Below are 16,976 nucleotides of genomic sequence, written 5' to 3' on the forward strand. Positions count from 1 at the left end.
TCTGAGCCCTTCTGAACGGGCGCCCGACGCCCGATGATGTCTGCACACCCACAGGAGTTTTGAGACGCATGTCTTCTGAGCACACCCCGGCGCGTATCGCCATTGTTATGGGTTCCAAAAGTGACTGGGCCACCATGCAGTTCGCCGCGGAAATCCTTACCGCCCTGAATGTCCCTCACCATGTCGAAGTCGTCTCCGCCCACCGCACGCCGGACAAGCTTTTCAGCTTCGCCGAGCAGGCCGAAGCCAATGGCTACCAGGTTATTATCGCCGGAGCCGGGGGCGCAGCGCACCTGCCGGGTATGCTGGCCGCGAAAACCCTGGTCCCGGTGCTGGGTGTGCCGGTCCAAAGCGCCGCCCTTAGCGGCGTGGACAGCCTGTATTCTATCGTCCAGATGCCGCGCGGCATTCCGGTCGGCACGCTGGCCATCGGTAAAGCCGGGGCCGCCAACGCCGCCCTGCTGGCCGCGCAGATTCTGGCCCTGCATGATGCCGAACTGAGCCAGCGCCTGGCGACCTGGCGTCAAACCCAGACCGACGAAGTGCTCGATAATCCGGACCCACGGAGCGAAGCATGAAACGCGTTTGTGTATTAGGTAACGGTCAACTGGGACGTATGCTCCGCCAGGCCGGTGAACCGCTGGGCATCGCCGTTTACCCTGTCGGGCTGGACGCCGAGCCGGAAGCCGTGCCGTTCGCTCAGAGCGTGATCACCGCCGAGATTGAGCGCTGGCCGGAAACCGCGCTCACCCGCGAACTGGCGCGCCATAACGCCTTCGTTAACCGCGATATCTTCCCGATCATCGCCGACCGCCTGACGCAAAAGCAGCTGTTCGATAAGCTCGGCCTGGCCACCGCCCCGTGGCAGCTGCTTGCCGGCAGCCACGAATGGCCTGAGGTATTCAGCCAGCTGGGCTCTCTGGCGATTGTGAAACGCCGGGTGGGGGGCTACGACGGCCGCGGCCAGTGGCGCTTACGTGCCGATGAAACCGACCAGCTGCCGGAAGAGTGCTACGGCGAATGCATCGTCGAGCAGGGCATCAACTTCTCCGGTGAAGTGTCTCTGGTGGGCGCCCGCGGCCACGACGGCAGCACGGTGTTCTACCCGCTGACCCATAACCTGCACCAGGACGGCATTCTGCGCACCAGCGTCGCCTTCCCGCAGGCCAACGCCGAGCAGCAGCGCCAGGCCGAAACCATGCTTACCGCCATCATGCACGAGCTGGGCTACGTCGGCGTGATGGCGATGGAGTGCTTCGTCACCCCTGCCGGCCTGCTGATCAACGAGCTGGCTCCGCGCGTGCACAACAGCGGGCACTGGACGCAAAACGGCGCCTCCATCAGCCAGTTCGAGCTGCACCTGCGCGCCATCGTGGATTTGCCGCTGCCGCAGCCGGTGGTGAATGCGCCGTCGGTGATGGTGAACCTGATCGGCACCGACCTGAACTACGCCTGGCTCAAGCTGCCGCTGGTGCACCTGCACTGGTACGACAAAGAGGTTCGTCCGGGCCGCAAAGTCGGGCACCTCAACCTGAACGACAGCGATACCGGCCGCCTGAGCGCCTCGCTGGAAGCCCTGGTTCCCCTGCTGCCGGCGGAATACGCCAGCGGCATTGCCTGGGCGCAGAGCAAGCTGGTGAAGTAAAATCGCACCTCGTATGACCCTCTGTTTGACATTAGAGGGTCAGACCCATTTCCCCCTGCCCCTTTTCTTTGCCCGACCAGAAGCGCACAATCCCCCCGTTTCGCCGCTTGAGACTCAGAGCCTATCCCAGTAGGCGTCCATTGTTGCCGCCAGTTTGGATATGGACAGCGTGGAAAAACCGGAGCGTACACGCAGTACGTGAGGATTTTGAACCCTGCCCATGGCCAAAATGGCAAATAAAATAGCCTGATGGGAAAGGCTCTAAGGTTATGCCATGGAAAAACGCCCCAACACGCAGGACTACGACCGCCTGCTGTGCAATGACATCCCGCTGATAGACGTTCGCGCCCCGGTAGAGTTCGCTCAGGGTTCAATGCCCGCCGCGCATAACTTACCGCTGATGCTGGACGAGGAACGCGCGCAGGTCGGGACATGCTATAAGCAGCAGGGCCAGCAGGCCGCCGTCGACCTGGGGCACCGGCTGGTTAGCGGCGAGCGAAAAGCCAGCCGAATCGAACGCTGGCTGGAGAGCTGCCGCCGGCAGCCCGAGGGCTATTTGTGCTGCGCCCGGGGCGGGATGCGCAGCCACATCGTGCAGCAGTGGCTGCGGGAGAGCGGCCTCGAGTACCCGCTGGTCACCGGCGGCTACAAAGCCCTGCGCCAGCGCGCCATGCAGGTGATCGACACCCGTTCTCAGTGGCCGATGATTATCGTCAGCGGCAACACCGGCTGCGGCAAAACCATCCTGATCCGCTCGCTGCCGACGGGCGTTGACCTTGAAGGCCTGGCGCACCATCGCGGGTCGTCGTTCGGCCGCACGATTGTGGCCCAGCCTTCTCAGGCCAGCTTCGAAAACAACCTCGCCGTCACCCTGCTGAAAATCAGCCCGACCGAGCCCCAAACGCTGGTTGTGGAGGATGAAGGCCGGATGATTGGCTCCCGCCATATTCCCGAAGCCTTCAGGGAACAGATGCTGCGCTCGCCAATTGTGGCCATCGACGATCCGTTCGAGCTGCGGCTGGAGCGCCTCAAAAACGAATACTTCCGGCAGATGAGCGAGGCGTTTTTATCCGTCAGCGAGGAAGAAACCGCCTGGCGTGATTACGCCGAGTACCTGCACCACGGCCTGTTTGCCATCCGCCGCCGCCTGGGCATGGAACGCTTCCAGCAGTTCACCGCCAGGCTGGACGAAGCCTTGTTAACCCAGCGGAAAACCGGCTCCTGCGAAGGCCATCTGGCCTGGCTGTCGCCGCTGCTGAAAGAGTATTACGACCCGATGTACCGCTATCAGCTCAGCCAGAAGGCCGACCAGATCGTCTTCCGGGGTGATTATCAGCAGGTCGAGTCCTGGCTGCGCAGCGTTAACGAGTAGCCGATTTTTCCCCGGCGGCGAGCGTCAGCCCTAGTCCAGTCACCGCCAGCCCGACCAGCGGAATACCCACCGCCCACGGCAACGTAAACGCCAGCGCAAACAGTGCCGTGCCGGTGGCTGGCCCCACCGAGCCCTGCAGATCGCTCACCACCGAAAGCGCCGCCATGTACGTCGCGCGGAGCCGCGCCGGGGCTAACTTATTCACCGCCGTCGGGATCAGCGGGCCGGTCATCATCTGGGACAGCGAATAGAGGCAGACCACCATCCCCAGCGTGACGACGTGTGGATGTGCCAATAGCAAAACAAAGGCAGTAATCAGCGCCGAGCCTGCGCTGAGGGTGATAAATAACGGCGAGCGGCGGGCAAACAGCTTCGTTAAGGCGAGCTGGCCGACCGTGTTAATCCCCGCCCCAAACGCGAACAGATAACCGATACTGGCCGCACTCATCCCCATCTGATTGCTGGCATACAGCGGCATAACGGCCTCCACCCAGCTCCCGGCCACGCCCAGCAGCAGCACCCATATCAGCAGGACGGCCAGACGGCGGTCCCGGAACGCGGGCAGCAGCGCGCTGAGCCCCTCTTCTTCGTCGGCCTCATCTTCCGCATCAGCGGCTAACGAACGTGTTTCCGACAGGCAAACCGCCAGCATCAGACCGCCGGCCACCATCACCGAACCTCCGGCCAGGAAGACGTAGCCCAGTCCCTCCTGCACCAGCCCCGTGCCCAACAGCGGCCCGGCAATGGCGCCCGCCCCGGAACACACGCGCATGATGCTGAACTGGCGGCGGTGCTCCGCCGCGGGCGTGGCGTCGGCCACAATGGTGTAGATAGTCGGGTGCAGCACCGACTCAAACAGGCCAATGACGATCAGCACTGCGGCAGCCGCAAAGACGCCGTGAGCAAAGAACAGCGCGATAAAGCCCGCCCCAACGCCGGTCGCCGAAATAATCAAAACGGGCCTTCTGCCCACGCGATCGGCAATGCCGCCGATAAACGGCGCGGCCAGCAGTTCGCCCCCGGCATAGCAGCCGAACAGCAGGCCAATAAACTCCACCGGAATAGCGGCAGACTGCTGCGCCCACAGCGGGAAAAACGGCACAATCGCGCCGTCAACCAGGCCGACAATGAAATAGAGGATAAAGCCCAGAACGTGGGGCCTGCGGTACGAAACAAGGGGGGATGCAAACAGTGCCATGATATTACCCAAGTACAATTACCCCGAATGCCGGGGAGAATATGTACGTTGGATAACGTTAACGTTTACGGCTGGCGAGAAGCTGGAGCGATACTAGCCAATCGTTTGAGAAAGGGCAACTGTGAGTTTTGGGGGCTAGTGGTGGGTTGGGGAATTGGGGTAGTTTTGTGTTTGGGGAATTTGCTGAGGGGTTAACGTTTACTTCTGGATAAATTTTTTAGCCAACTTAGTGCTAGGAACAGACGTTGTTAACATCTACCTGTGCCAAGCCATCGAATGCTGGTTTACCAATCTAGCCGAATTTTAGTTTTGAAATTGTAGTGTTACGCAATGTAAATATACCGCTTGCATCTATAGTTGTTAACTTACAGGGGTCAAAATGGGACGTTCGGCCGATTACACTATCCAAGGATTTCTGTATCAGTTTAATATGACAATCGCTGAACTGCTTAAGGCTGCAGACGAAGCAGAAATTACAATTGAAGGAATCGTTGAAGATATTGAGGTGGCTACCTTCACGGGTATAAAAGCCATACAGTGTAAATATCATGAGGCGCAATCTAAGTATACGCCAAGTATGCTGTATGATCCTCTACTTCAAATGATGAAACACTTTAAGTCAAATCCAACCGCTAGAATAAACTATCATCTTTTCGCGCACCTCCCAAACACAGCCTCAGTCCTTATCTCTGCCGAAGATCTGAATAATGCTCTGAATTCAAATAATAAAGAACTAAAAAAACTGACAGAAGATGCTGCGGATGTCGATGTTAATGCCTTTCTGGACGTATTTTGCATCACGATTACACCAAAGTATGATGATTTGGTGGAGGAAAATATAAAACTGCTTGTTGCCTTGGGCTTCAGCCAGAACGAAGTAGAAACATTATTCTACCCAAATGCTATTCAGATAATTGGTGACCTGAGTATCAAACATGATGAAACATTGAGGAAAATCACCAAAAAATCTTTTTTGGAAGAATTACGCCGAATTCGAACTACAGCGGTATCTCAATGGACACTTGCATTAAAATCGCGACAAAAAATTTTGGATTCGAGACGTAAACAGTTAAAAGAGAATCTGAATATAAATTCCCGCCTGCGTTTTCTAATTATTTTTCCAGCTCTCCTGGAAGATTTTGATGCCCAAATAGTCCTGTTTATAAAATCCTTTATTGATAAATACCACTTTAAACAGACGCATACACATACTCCCATCTTCGTGCTGGATGTTTCTCAATCCATATTTGATGAAATAGCAGAACGGTTAGTAGGTAAGGATGTGATCCCAAATCTCGGACGCCCCGTTAATACATTCTCAGAGAAGAGATTTTTCAGCGAACCTATTGTTACCCGAGATAAAAAAGAGTTTGTCCTGCGCTTTATTCGTTGGGACGATTACAGAAAACTACAGCTAAAAATTAAGGCAGATGACTTTTTTGTAATCGGAGATGGAGATGTATCGTGCCTAGATCTTCGGGATGTAAATCTTGAGGCTTTGGGTGCCGAAAAATTTGATGAAATAAAATATATGATGGGGATTAGTAATGCTTACTAAAATTGGATCTGTACTGTCATGCGCGCCAGAAGCTGTTGTCGTTGCTGTTGATAGTCTGGAGGTATTTGAAACGAGTAAAGAACATCTTCAGGTTGGACGCCTTTTAAAAATTTCTCAGGGTAATCATGATTTTACTATTGTCACTATCCGTAATATCAAAGGTACTAACACCACAACGCCGGAAGGTAAGCCGGCTTGGAGCTTTCAGATTGAGTGCCAAGCAATCGGAACTCTATTGGATGATAAAAATTTTGACCGCAGTAGCCTCCTATTACCGGTACCCACAGAGCATGCTTTTATCGCAGACAATGGTACCTTAGACAAAATATTCTCTGCTGATAGCGAGCATGATTTCCCACTCGGCAAGCTTTCTATGAATAAAGATACCGATCTCATGATCTGTGGTAACAGATTTTTCAGTAAGCATATTGCCATCGTAGGATCTACGGGCACCGGCAAGTCATGCACCGTTGCGAGTGTCTTACAGAGGATTGTTGGAATAGCTGAGAATAAAAACAGCAATAAGGGTCGTCAAAATAACTCTCATATAGTTATATTTGATATTCACGATGAATATTCTGCAGCGTTCAGCTTAAATGACGAAGAGTCCTTCACTCTGACCCGGCTTGATATTGACTCCCTCCAACTGCCATACTGGCTAATGAACTCCGAAGAACTTGAAAGCATGTTCATCGAAAGTAATGAGAATAACTCTCATAATCAGGTAAGTCAGTTCAAGCATGCGGTTGTATTAAATAAAGAAAAACATAACCCGACAGTTCCAGAAGTAACATATGATACGCCCGTCTATTTCTCGATGAAGGAAGTCTACTACTATATTGAAAACCTAAATCGAGAGGTCATTGGTCGGCAGGTTGGTGAGGATAAACCTAAGCTGGCTGATGGAACTCTAGTTACCGATCGAACGATTTATTTTGACAAAATTCACAATTTTATCGCAACCTCATCTGCAGGAGCAACTAAGGCAACCGTCGGGCCTTTTAGTGGCGAATTCAACAGGTTTGCTTCGCGTCTAGATTCCAAGCTTACAGATAAACGTCTCCGGTTCCTGTTGGATGCCAAGAAAGTTAACGGGAATGCACATGTTACAGAGGATTTCGAGACGCTGATGAAGCAATTCATTGGCTACCTAGATAAATCGAACGTCACTGTCATTGACTTAAGCGGGGTACCATTTGAAGTTCTTAGCGTTACGGTCAGTCTTATCTCTCGTCTGATTTTCGACTTTTGCTTCCATTATTCAAAGCTACAGCATGCCATCGGCAAGCTCAATGACATCCCGGTTATGTTAGTTTGCGAAGAAGCACACAATTATGTACCTCGGGACGGGCATGCATCCTATAGGGCATCAAGGAAATCTATTGAACGCATAGCAAAAGAAGGCAGAAAATATGGCTTGAGCCTGATGGTAGTAAGTCAGCGTCCATCAGAAGTCTCAGAAACAATTTTTGCTCAATGCAATAACTTCATTTCGCTACGGCTGACTAATGATGCCGATCAGTCCTACGTGCGACGCCTGTTCCCTGATAATGCCAATGGTATCACCGAACTTTTGCCAAACTTGGCTCCAGGGGAATGTGTAGTAGTTGGTGATGCGGTTTTACTTCCAGCGGTGATTAAGATGCCACTACCTGCGCCAGAACCCCACTCCCAAAGTGTGAAAGTTCATAATGAGTGGAAATCACTCTGGCGCGACGTGGCTTTTGCACAAGTTATTGAACGCTGGAGAAAATGAAAGAGAGTTTCAGTTCTAGGGCCTTCGAAAAGGCTTCGTAGTGGATACATGGAATGTTTATGTAAGCGGGTGTCATTCCAGATCAGGTGGCTTTTCGCTCCAGATAATGATCAAGTTAAACATTAAGATAAATTAGAAAAAATCTTCAGCTTCATCGAGCTTAATTGAAAATTATGAGGGTAACCATGGCAATAAAAGAATGCGCAGAAATCCATAGACAACTGTGGTACACAGAGAACCTTGGAGTAGCACAGGGGTATGGCCCTTCTCCACGAGATCGTGAATTGCTAGTTGTACTTGCAAATAAACTAGGTATACCAGACGAGAAATTTATCAATTCCGACGAGAGTAAAAAAATCACAGCTCAGGAATATCTGACAGCTATGCTTGAGACAATGGAACCACTGTCTCAAATGTTCCAAGATATTTGGACGTATTGCGAACGTACATTGATTAGAACATCAAAGCATGCCCTCGATATCGAATGGAACTTTAATATGAATGGGCAGCCAATAGCAATAAACCCTGATGCATTCAGGAAATATAAAAAGCTGATAGGCAAGACCTTTGATAAATTTAAATTTAACAATTTGTGTAATGAATTTGCTAATGCCTGTCGTGAACATAATGATGGAAAAGGTTATATTAGGGATGCCCCCATGCCCCCCAAACCTAAAAATGCAGACCCCGAAAGTGTTGCATCGAGAATTCATGATATGTGTAAGCACGTCAAGGAAGATGGATCAATTCATGATGGATACTATGGAGCTACAGACGCAATTCCTTCTCTATCTGCCATACAGAATAAAAACCTTTGGCAACAAGGAGACTTTGCAGAGTTAAAACCATTAGTAGATGAATTTGATAACCGTATAAAGCTAGAAGATATTCTGTCTTTACCATTCTGGAAATTCCGCTGGCAAATTTACGAACTGTGGTGTTTGATAATTACCCTTCAACTATTTGAGTCTCGTGGATTTACACTAGCTCAGTCCTCAGACGGCGCTTCCTTGCTTGAACTGGGGACAAAAGTAGTGGTTGCGGAAAGAAATTCTAAACCACTGGGGCAGATTATTTACCAACCTACATATATCAGCACATCAGGAAAAAATGTTCATCCTGACATTGTGGTTGTTCAGGGACACACAGATGCTCTCACACCGAATATAGTTCGTGCCATAGTTGAGTGCAAACAGCGTAAGATGGGCAATGAGGAGTTTTTGTTCTCTCATAAAAGACATTTCGATGGTGTTGCTGAAGCTTATAATGATTCCATCGGCCCCAATGGTCAGTTGGTGCTGTTAAATTACGATGAGGTTAAGTTTACTAGAAGCTATACACTTCTTGATAATTTTAAACCACAAAATACCAGCTCCTTAGGAAAGTCACTTACCTCAATACTCAATGAGTTTTCTACGGTAGAAGAACCGCGTCAAATAGTGCTTGTAGTTGATGGCTCACAAAGTATGTTAAAGACATCCGTTAAACCTGATGAATACATTAATAATCTTCATAAAACACTGGGCGCATTAAACGAGGTAATATGGCTAAAAGGGAATGCCATTCATGTTGAAAAAATAGATACTTTTGACTACAGATCATTCTATGGTTCCGAACACTTAAGTCTATTCTTGGATGGAATAGCTGCAGCAAATAATTTTGGATCAAATGTTAGTGTTCATCTTATTACTGACCTTGAACCACATTATGAAATATTGGGTGAAGTACGGAAAGTAGCCCCCAAGCTCCATATACATTATATTACGTGAGTTAATGTGACGAGAATTGAGTGAAAGTGCTGCGCCCGCTTTTCACTCAAAGCGGACACCGCCCTCCCCCTCTGGGGGAAGGCTGCCATTAAACCCAAAAACTCAATGAACCAAATTCAAAGCCCCGCCCTGGATCATATTCAAACCCCCGTCCAGGGAGCGAACAAACCTCGGGGCTTTTAAATCCTCTGCCAGCACGGTAATAAGCTCATACAGGATCCCGGCCATCTGCTGCCTTTGCTCCGGGGATTCCTGGTGGTTCAGCAGGACGATGGTTAACGCCGCGCAGTACTCGCGGAGCGTTTCGGAGTCGGTGGCTATCGGGTTGTAACAGATGCTGGCCTCGCTCTCTTTGAGCGTCAGCTTCTCTATCAGGTAGTCCGGCAGCGGGGCTTGTAGCGCGCTTTTTAATACTTCCAGCCCGGCGAGCAGCCGGCCGCAGAGCGCCATGCGTTCCGTTTGATTTTTGTTTTCAAGCAAATGCTCGGCGTACTGCTCGCAGATATCCAGCACCTGGAAAAGATCCATCGCCGCACCCTGCGGCTTTTCTAGCAGGGTTGCGATATCGCCCGCAAATGCCGGATCGTGAGAAGTGATTTCCGGGCTTGCCTGTGTGGTACTATCTTCGTTAGCCATACTGTTACTCCTTTTAACGGTTGTGGTTAGCCCCCGTCTGGTGTCTCACCACCATTCGGGGGCGCTTCTTCCTCCGGCCTTCACCGGACTCATCACTTGTTCATATCCCCAAGCATACTGGATGACCACACAGCCATATAGCTGAAAAATTGGACAAATATGCAAACTTCGAGGCGACTCGCAGGAAAATGAAACGCGTTGGGGAATTGCAGTTTGGGGGCTTCTCAGCAAGAAAACCGCCGGGAACAGAACCTCTCCGGCAGCTAAAAATCATGCAGGCCGGACGGATGCCCGGCCAGAAAGAAGGTTAATGCCTGTCGCGCTTGTCCGCGCGTTTGGCGAGATAGTCGCCAAACATTTGCACGATCTGTACCAGCACAATCAGCGCCACAACCGTGACCACCATGACCTGGGTTTCGTAGCGGTAATAGCCGAAGCGGATCGCAAGGTCACCCACGCCGCCGCCACCGACAATCCCCGCCATCGCCGAGTAACCGATCAGGCTGACCAGGGTTATGGTTAACCCGCGCAGCAACCCGGCGCTGGCTTCCGGCAGCAGCACGGTGCAGATGATGCGCATCGGGCTGGCGCCAAAGGCCTCCGCCGCCTCAATAATGCCTTTGTCCACATCCCGCAGCGCGCCGTCCACCAGGCGGGCATAAAACGCAATCGCCGCCACCGACAGCGGCACGGAGGCCGCTATCGGCCCGATGGTGTTGCCGAGCAGGAACTGCGTCAGCGGCAACAGCAGCACCAATAGAATGACGAACGGCACCGAGCGGACGATGTTCACCAGCACCGAGCTGATGATGTTCAGCGTGCGGTTCTGCCAGAACAGGTGGCGGTCGGTGACGAAGATCAAAAAGCCCAGCGGCAGGCCGCCGATAATCGCCAGCAGCGTGGAAATGCCCAGCATCTGGAAGGTTTCGCCAAAGGCAATCGTCAGGTCCGCGACTAAATCATCCATTCAGCACCTCCACACAGGCCGTATGTTTCCGAATATGGTCGATGGCATCCCCCACCGCAGCCGGGTTGCCGGGGGCGGTGATCGCCACCACCAGAATGCCCAGCGCCCGGTCGCTGATGTACTCAATTTTGCCGTGCAGAATGTTCACCGCCACGCCGTATTTCACCGCCGCGAAGGAGAGCACCGGCTGTTCGGCCGAGTCGCCGACGAACATGATTTTCAGCAGCGCGCCGCGCATGTTGTCCAGCAGGCGCACCGGCAGCGTCAGGTTCAGCGTGTGGGACACCAGCTGGCGGGTAAATTCATGCTGCGGATGCGCGAAGATGTCGAACACCTCGCCGGACTCCACCACTTCTCCGCCGGACATCACCGCTACGCGGTCGCATATCGTTTTGATCACGTTCATCTCGTGGGTGATCAGCACGATGGTGATCCCCAGCTGCTGGTTGATCTTTTTCAGCAGCGCCAGAATGGTGGCGGAGGTTTCCAGATCCAGCGCGGAGGTCGGTTCATCGCAGAGCAAAACATCCGGATGGTTAGCGATGGCGCGCGCAATACCCACGCGCTGTTTCTGCCCGCCGCTCAGCTGCACCGGGTAGCGGTTCGCTTTGTCGGCCAGGCCCACCAGCTCAAGAATTTCGGCCACGCGGGGGCCGATTTTACTGCGCTCCCAGCCCGCAGCTTTGAGGCTGAACGCCACGTTCTGCCTGACCGTCCGGGTGTGCATCAGATTAAAGTGCTGGAAAATCATGCCAATGCGCTGCCGCGCTTTGCGCAGTTCGGCCCCCTGCAGCGCGGTTACCTCAGTGCCAGCAATTTTTACGCTACCCTCACTCGGGCGCTGGAGCGCATTCAGGGTACGCAATAAGGTACTTTTCCCGGCGCCGCTGGTGCCAACAATGCCAAAAATCTCACCGGCGCCAATGTGCAGCGAAACATCGTTCACCGCCCGGCTGGTCTGGTTCCGGCCCGTGGGGAAGTCCACGCAGACCTTTTCAATCTCAATCATGACAACCTCAAATCAGCGACAAAAGGCAGGCATCCCGCCTGCCCGCTTTGCTCTGGTTACTTTTTATCGGCGGCAACCATCCAGTCAGGTTTCTGGAAGGCGTTGAAAATATTCTGCGGATCGTCGATCGCTTTTTCGTAGGCCGGGGACTGCACGGTTTCCACGATATCTTTGGCGAACGGTTTATCCGCATCTTCGGCACGCACCGCGATGATGTTTTTGAGGTTCTCGTCCAGGTGTTCCTGTTTGAGCGCAGAGGAGAGTTTTAGCCCGGCCGCAATGGCAAAGTTACCGTTGACCAGCGCGGCGCTGGCGCTGTCCAGCGTGCGCGGCAGCTGTGCGGCTTCCAGCGATTTAAATACCAGGCCTTTCGGGTTGGTGGCGATGTCGCGCTCGGAGGCTTTGGTCGGGTCAATGTTCTCTTTGATGGTGATTAGCTCCATCGACTGCAGGAAGCGCAGGCCACGGGCGAGGTTGGTCGGGTCGTTAGACAGGGTGACAATGTCGCCCTGCTTCAGCTCGGCCAGGCTTTTGACCTTATGGGAATAAATGCCCATCCCGGCGGTTGGCACGGTAATCAGCTTCGCCAGCTTGAGGTTTTTGTCGGCGGTGAATTTGTCGAAGTACAGCGAGTGCTGGAACAGGTTGGCGTCGATGCTGCCGTTGGCCAGCGCCATGTTGGGCTGCACGTAGTCGCTGAACTCACGCACCACGACTTTATAGCCTTTCTCTTTTAGCGACGGGGCGATGGCCTGTTTGACCATGTCGCCGTAAGGCCCCGGCGCCACGCCGAAGACGATGGTATGCGGGTCGCTGTTGGCCTGAGCAAACTGCAGGCCGCTGGCCAGAAGTAAAGCGCCGGTCGCCACGCGCCAGCCGAAACGATTTCCCATGGGTATTCTCCCTTACAGAATGATGTGTGGTGTCCTGAGGCGAGCCTCTTTCACGGGCCGCTTACTAAGTCGTTGATCCAACTGGACAGAATAAGATGGCACATTCCGCCAGCAGGGGTAATTGAAAATATTTCATCTTGCCCACGGGAGAAGGCGCGGCGGGCATGGGCTGAGCTTTTGCGAATCACGACAAAGCAAAGCGGAAAACCCGCTTTGCTTTGGGATGGGCTTACTCAGGGCAGGATGCCGCCCGTTTGCGCTTCACGTTTGTTTTGACGTTGAACAGCAAATAACTTGCCAGAGACAAACAGCCCACGCCCACGGCGCCGTAGGCCAGCACGCCAGAAAAACCGTCATTCAGCGCCTGAATAATAAGCTCGCTGTCGAGCGTGGCTCTGGTGCCGCCGGCGATTTGCTCTGCCAGGGCATACCTTTCGCTCACGCTGTCGATCTGGCTCTGCAAACTTTCGGCTATCCCCGCCACCAGCAGGCTCCCCATTAGCGCAATATTGATGGCGAGGGTAATTAAGCGCGAACTGATATCAATCCCGGAAGCCATGCCCACGCGGTTAGCGGCCACGGAACTCGTGGTGGTGTTGGTGACCGGGGTATTGATTAACCCCAGCGCCATGCCCGAAAGTATTGCGCCGGGGAGCAAACTGACGTGATAGATGACGGCCAGTCTCATCAGCACAAATCCCAGGCCGATGGAAGCCAGTCCCAGCGGGATGAGGCGTGCGGCGCCAAAGCGCAGTACCAGCCTCTCACCGACGGGCGGCATTAACAATGTGGGCAGGGTGTAGGCCAGCAGCGCCATACCGGTCTCCATAATGCTGTAGCCTTTCCCAATCTGATAATAAACCGGCAGATAAATCATCAGCGGCCAGAAACTGAAATTCATCCCCACAGACCCCATCAGCGCGCCGGAAAAAGGTCTGATCCGAAAGACGGAGAAATCAAACATAGGATGCGGGTGGCGAAGCTCAATGATGACGAACAGCCCCAGGCTGATAAAAGTGCCCAGCATGGTTAACTGGGCTTCACGGCTGGTCCACCCGATATTCCCGCCCTGGGTGATGAGCCATGTCGCCCCCACCACTCCTATGCTCAACGTCATCAGGCCAGCGACATCCAGCGGTTTCGTGGTGTTTTCCCGCGACTCGATAACATTTTTCAGGGTCAGAGCCAGGGTGAGCAGCGCGATAACGCCGTGGATCAGAAATACCCATTGCCAGCTAAACCACGCCTCCAGCACGCCGCCGATGACGGGGCCAAAGCCCAGGCCAAAACCAAATGTGATCCCCCAGGCGGAAAACGCCCGGCTGCGCGCTTTTCCCGCCGGAAACTGAACCGACAGGATGGCAATCAGGCTGGTTAACATCGCCCCGCCGCTCAGTCCCTGCAAAAAGCGCCCCACAATAAGCCATTCCGGCGTCCGGGCCAGGCCACAGAGAACCGACGTCAGGCCAAACCCAATAATGCTGATAATAAAAATACGCTTGCGGCCATATTTATCCGCCAATGTTCCCGTGGCCATTAATACCGCCGTACAGGAGAGGGTATAAGCGTTCATAATCCACTGCAGTTCGCGAAAATTGGCCTGCATCTGCTTTTCCAGCACCGGCAAGATAACCGGGACGCTGGATATCTCCAGGCCCGACATCAACGCGGCCAAACAGACCGCCATCAGCGCTAAACTATTTTTCATACTGATTTCCTGCAAAACGTTAAGAAGATGCCAGCATGAAAGATTCAGGGGGGAGTAGAAATCGACGCCCAGGTCAGTTATCGTCAAGATCGTGCCATTTTCAGCGACAGGACAGCCATGCCAATCCTCTCTCAGGTTCACTCCCCCGCTTTTACACCGAAAAATAGACGGCTGGTTGTGCTGGCCTATCAGTGTCTCTGCACCTTTGAGTTCGGGATTGCCGTCGAAGCTTTTGGCCGCGTGGATGAAGAGCTCGGCCAGCCTCTCTATGATTTGCGCGTCGCGTCGTTAGAAAATGGCGTCTTTGACGCCCAGGGCGGGGTGCGTTTAGTGGTGGATGGCGGACTGGAGCTGCTGGCCGATGCCGGGACGATTGTCATTCCCGGCTGGCGAAATGTTTTTGAACCGGCCCCGGAGCCGCTGATTGCCGCCTTGCAAAGTGCCCACCAAAACGGGGCCCGGATAGTGTCGATTTGCGCCGGCAGTTTTATTCTCTGCGAAACAGGATTACTGAACGGCAAGCGAGCCACCGCCCACTGGAACAGCACCGAGATCCTCGCGGACAGGTTCCCTGCGGTGCAGGTGGAACACAGCATGATCTATGTCGATGAGGGCAGTCTGATCACCTCCGCGGGCGGCGCCGCCGGGGTTGACCTGTGTCTGCATCTTATTCGTCGTGATTACGGGATTGAAATCGCCAACCGGACTGCACGCCGCATGATTACGCCCCCGCTACGGGAAGGCAGCCAGGCACAGTGGGTTCAGCAGCCCGTCCCTAAACGCCGCACCAACAGCCTGGCGCCCTTGCTGGACGACTTGCGCCACCATCTCAATGCGCCCATGGTGATCGAGCAGCTGGCCAGGCAAGCGGGCATGAGCCGCCGGACCTTTATCCGCCGGTTCAAAGATACCACCGGCACCACGCCGGGCGAGTGGATGCTCAGCCTCCGGCTGGAAAAAGCTTGTGCGCTGCTGGAAAGCGAGAAACTCAGCATTGATCAGGTTGCAGAACAGTCTGGATTTGGCTCAGCGGAAACGCTCCGGCATCACTTCCGGCTGCGCTTTAAAACCACGCCCACACAGTGGCGCAAGACCTTCAAGGCCCGAACATGCATACCCGTTTCTGAATAGGTAAAAAATAAGGCAGGAAACGCTGAATGAGGCGGGCAGCAGCGCTGCCACCCGCCAGAGGCACGATTAGAAATCGTAGCGCAGACGCACCAGGTTCATGTCGCCCAGGTTGTCGGTGCTGGAGGTGAAGACGTGCTCGTAGTCCACCTGGAAGCCGTAATCCAGCTTGAAGCTCACGCCCACACCGTTGTCGATGCGCTGGTAGCTGCGGCCGGTGACGTACTGCAGACGGTCACCCATGAAGTATGGCTGCACGGATTTAACCGCGTACTGGCCAACCGGGATGGTGTAACCCGCAAAGTACTCGATGCCCCACGCGTCGCCGGAGAAGTAGTTGTTGACGTCTTTCAGCTTGGTGGTCAGGAAGTTCTGATACCAGCCGCCGCCGAAGCTAAACGTCCAGTTGTCCGGTTTCCAGCTCAGCGCAGTCCCGTAGATGTTCTGGTTGTAAGACTTGCTATCCCCGTCGGTCGGGTTACGCATATCGGCCCGGGTGTAGTTCCATGCGGTACCCCAGGTCAGGTCTTTGGTGATGTGGTAATCCACGCCCAGAGAGCCGCCGCCTTTACGCTTGTAGCGCATGCCGGTGGTAGCACGGATGTCGTGATCTTCAAACAGGTAAGAAGCGTACACGTCCGCATCGCCGAAGGTATTTTTGTACTTCAGCATGTTGCGGGAACGGTAAGAGCCGTCGTAGTCGCCGTTCATGCCGTTACCCGGAGCCTGACCGATCATGTCGTAGTCCCAGATATCGGTTTTCGCGCCAACCACATCATAGTAGATGCTGTTTTGCTGGCCGTAGGTCAGCTGACCCCAGGTTTTGCTTTTCAGGCCGGTGTACAGCATACGGCGAGTGGTATTGTTCGCGCCTTCTGCATAGTGGTTGTCCCACTCAAATACCGCCGGAATATTTACGCCCAGCTCGTAATAGCTGATCCAGCTAATATCATCGAACAGATAATAATCAGCCGCGAAGCGGAAACGGGTGCCGCCGTCAAAGCCATTACGCTTATAGGAGCCTTTATCGCCGTCGCCGGACATCATATTAAACTGTGGACGAATACTGCCGCCCACGGTGAAATTGAGGCGGCTGAGCGGGTTCCCGGCCTGCGGATCTTGCTTCAGGACGGTGATTTCTGCGTTAGCAGCGAACGACGCCATACCTGCAAGCAGGCCGGCCCCAATCAGTAATGGTAAAGCGCGCAAATTTGCTTTCATGTGGATCCTTAGTAACCGTATTTATTATAAGCGCGGGCATATTAACGCTTATTAAGTCCGATTTCTGAGGGATTTTTATTAATTCGTGCGGTTATCCATCAGTCTTTTCTTAATAG

14 protein-coding genes are annotated in these 16,976 nt (G+C 53.6%); 7 read left to right on the top strand and 7 right to left on the bottom strand.

Annotated elements, in window-relative coordinates; translation table 11 throughout:
* Nucleotides 1-68: 68 nt before the first annotated feature.
* From purE to VW41_16520, 3 genes are all read left to right on the top strand, one after another.
* Nucleotides 69-578, top strand: coding sequence for a N5-carboxyaminoimidazole ribonucleotide mutase (gene purE / locus VW41_16510; GenBank protein ID AJZ90510.1), 510 nt, complete (start codon nt 69-71; stop codon nt 576-578).
* Nucleotides 575-1,645, top strand: coding sequence for a phosphoribosylaminoimidazole carboxylase (locus tag VW41_16515; GenBank protein AJZ90511.1), 1,071 nt, complete (start codon nt 575-577; stop codon nt 1,643-1,645). Before purE ends, VW41_16515 begins: the two co-directional genes overlap by 4 nt.
* A gap of 274 nt (nt 1,646-1,919) precedes the next feature.
* Entirely contained in the window at nt 1,920-3,017 is a 1,098-nt protein-coding gene (locus tag VW41_16520; GenBank protein AJZ90512.1) for a tRNA 2-selenouridine synthase, read from the top strand.
* Here VW41_16520 and VW41_16525 read toward each other — a convergent pair.
* Nucleotides 3,007-4,215, bottom strand: a complete 1,209-nt coding sequence (locus tag VW41_16525) for a transporter, major facilitator family protein (GenBank protein ID AJZ90513.1) — start codon at nt 4,213-4,215, stop codon at nt 3,007-3,009. The genes VW41_16520 and VW41_16525 overlap by 11 nt on opposite strands.
* A 379-nt stretch (nt 4,216-4,594) precedes the next feature.
* Here VW41_16525 and VW41_16530 point away from each other — a divergent pair, with 379 nt between their 5' ends.
* The 3 genes from VW41_16530 (at nt 4,595) to VW41_16540 (ending at nt 9,298) form a co-directional block, all read left to right on the top strand.
* Nucleotides 4,595-5,773 (top strand): hypothetical protein, encoded by a 1,179-nt coding sequence (locus tag VW41_16530; GenBank protein AJZ90514.1) that lies wholly within the window; start codon nt 4,595-4,597, stop codon nt 5,771-5,773.
* Complete coding sequence (locus tag VW41_16535) at nt 5,763-7,529, top strand: ATPase (GenBank protein AJZ90515.1); 1,767 nt, start codon at nt 5,763-5,765, stop codon at nt 7,527-7,529. Before VW41_16530 ends, VW41_16535 begins: the two co-directional genes overlap by 11 nt.
* Before the next feature lie 185 nt (nt 7,530-7,714).
* The gene (locus VW41_16540; GenBank protein ID AJZ90516.1) at nt 7,715-9,298 is read left to right on the top strand and encodes a hypothetical protein; all 1,584 of its coding nucleotides are present in this window, start codon (nt 7,715-7,717) and stop codon (nt 9,296-9,298) included.
* Between the two features lie 102 nt (nt 9,299-9,400).
* Here the strand turns inward: VW41_16540 and VW41_16545 are convergent, their stop codons facing one another.
* The 5 genes from VW41_16545 to VW41_16565 form a co-directional block, all read right to left on the bottom strand.
* Complete coding sequence (locus VW41_16545) at nt 9,401-9,934, bottom strand: hypothetical protein (protein AJZ90517.1); 534 nt, start codon at nt 9,932-9,934, stop codon at nt 9,401-9,403.
* 307 nt (nt 9,935-10,241) lie between these two features.
* Nucleotides 10,242-10,901, bottom strand: a complete 660-nt coding sequence (locus VW41_16550; GenBank protein ID AJZ90518.1) for a methionine ABC transporter permease — start codon at nt 10,899-10,901, stop codon at nt 10,242-10,244.
* Entirely contained in the window at nt 10,894-11,910 is a 1,017-nt protein-coding gene (locus tag VW41_16555) for a methionine ABC transporter ATP-binding protein (protein ID AJZ90519.1), read from the bottom strand. The genes VW41_16550 and VW41_16555 overlap by 8 nt, the downstream gene beginning before the upstream one ends.
* Before the next feature lie 56 nt (nt 11,911-11,966).
* Complete coding sequence (locus tag VW41_16560) at nt 11,967-12,803, bottom strand: methionine ABC transporter ATPase (protein ID AJZ90520.1); 837 nt, start codon at nt 12,801-12,803, stop codon at nt 11,967-11,969.
* Nucleotides 12,804-13,032: 229 nt separating this feature from the next.
* Nucleotides 13,033-14,511, bottom strand: coding sequence for an MFS transporter (locus tag VW41_16565; protein ID AJZ90521.1), 1,479 nt, complete (start codon nt 14,509-14,511; stop codon nt 13,033-13,035).
* A 117-nt stretch (nt 14,512-14,628) separates the two neighbouring features.
* Here VW41_16565 and VW41_16570 point away from each other — a divergent pair, with 117 nt between their 5' ends.
* Complete coding sequence (locus tag VW41_16570) at nt 14,629-15,642, top strand: transcriptional regulator (protein AJZ90522.1); 1,014 nt, start codon at nt 14,629-14,631, stop codon at nt 15,640-15,642.
* A gap of 66 nt (nt 15,643-15,708) precedes the next feature.
* Here the strand turns inward: VW41_16570 and VW41_16575 are convergent, their stop codons facing one another.
* Nucleotides 15,709-16,860 carry a membrane protein gene (locus tag VW41_16575; GenBank protein AJZ90523.1) on the bottom strand — a complete coding sequence of 384 codons (1,152 nt, stop codon included), beginning with the start codon at nt 16,858-16,860 and terminating at the stop codon, nt 15,709-15,711.
* Between the last annotated feature and the right edge of the window lie 116 nt (nt 16,861-16,976).

The organism is Klebsiella michiganensis (genome assembly GCA_000963575.1).
GTDB classification, from domain to species: domain Bacteria; phylum Pseudomonadota; class Gammaproteobacteria; order Enterobacterales; family Enterobacteriaceae; genus Cedecea; species Cedecea michiganensis_A.

What these genes read in the sequence shown, in the direction of transcription:
- VW41_16525 (AJZ90513.1), bottom strand. Translation starts at nt 4,215, where the DNA reads ATGGCACTGTTTGCATCCCCCCTTGTTTCGTACCGCAGGCCCCACGTT.
- VW41_16560 (AJZ90520.1), bottom strand. Translation starts at nt 12,803, where the DNA reads ATGGGAAATCGTTTCGGCTGGCGCGTGGCGACCGGCGCTTTACTTCTG.
- VW41_16540 (AJZ90516.1), top strand. Translation starts at nt 7,715, where the DNA reads ATGGCAATAAAAGAATGCGCAGAAATCCATAGACAACTGTGGTACACA.
- VW41_16550 (AJZ90518.1), bottom strand. Translation starts at nt 10,901, where the DNA reads ATGGATGATTTAGTCGCGGACCTGACGATTGCCTTTGGCGAAACCTTC.
- purE (AJZ90510.1), top strand. Translation starts at nt 69, where the DNA reads ATGTCTTCTGAGCACACCCCGGCGCGTATCGCCATTGTTATGGGTTCC.
- VW41_16535 (AJZ90515.1), top strand. Translation starts at nt 5,763, where the DNA reads ATGCTTACTAAAATTGGATCTGTACTGTCATGCGCGCCAGAAGCTGTT.
- VW41_16575 (AJZ90523.1), bottom strand. Translation starts at nt 16,860, where the DNA reads ATGAAAGCAAATTTGCGCGCTTTACCATTACTGATTGGGGCCGGCCTG.
- VW41_16515 (AJZ90511.1), top strand. Translation starts at nt 575, where the DNA reads ATGAAACGCGTTTGTGTATTAGGTAACGGTCAACTGGGACGTATGCTC.
- VW41_16570 (AJZ90522.1), top strand. Translation starts at nt 14,629, where the DNA reads ATGCCAATCCTCTCTCAGGTTCACTCCCCCGCTTTTACACCGAAAAAT.
- VW41_16530 (AJZ90514.1), top strand. Translation starts at nt 4,595, where the DNA reads ATGGGACGTTCGGCCGATTACACTATCCAAGGATTTCTGTATCAGTTT.
- VW41_16555 (AJZ90519.1), bottom strand. Translation starts at nt 11,910, where the DNA reads ATGATTGAGATTGAAAAGGTCTGCGTGGACTTCCCCACGGGCCGGAAC.
- VW41_16545 (AJZ90517.1), bottom strand. Translation starts at nt 9,934, where the DNA reads ATGGCTAACGAAGATAGTACCACACAGGCAAGCCCGGAAATCACTTCT.
- VW41_16565 (AJZ90521.1), bottom strand. Translation starts at nt 14,511, where the DNA reads ATGAAAAATAGTTTAGCGCTGATGGCGGTCTGTTTGGCCGCGTTGATG.
- VW41_16520 (AJZ90512.1), top strand. Translation starts at nt 1,920, where the DNA reads ATGGAAAAACGCCCCAACACGCAGGACTACGACCGCCTGCTGTGCAAT.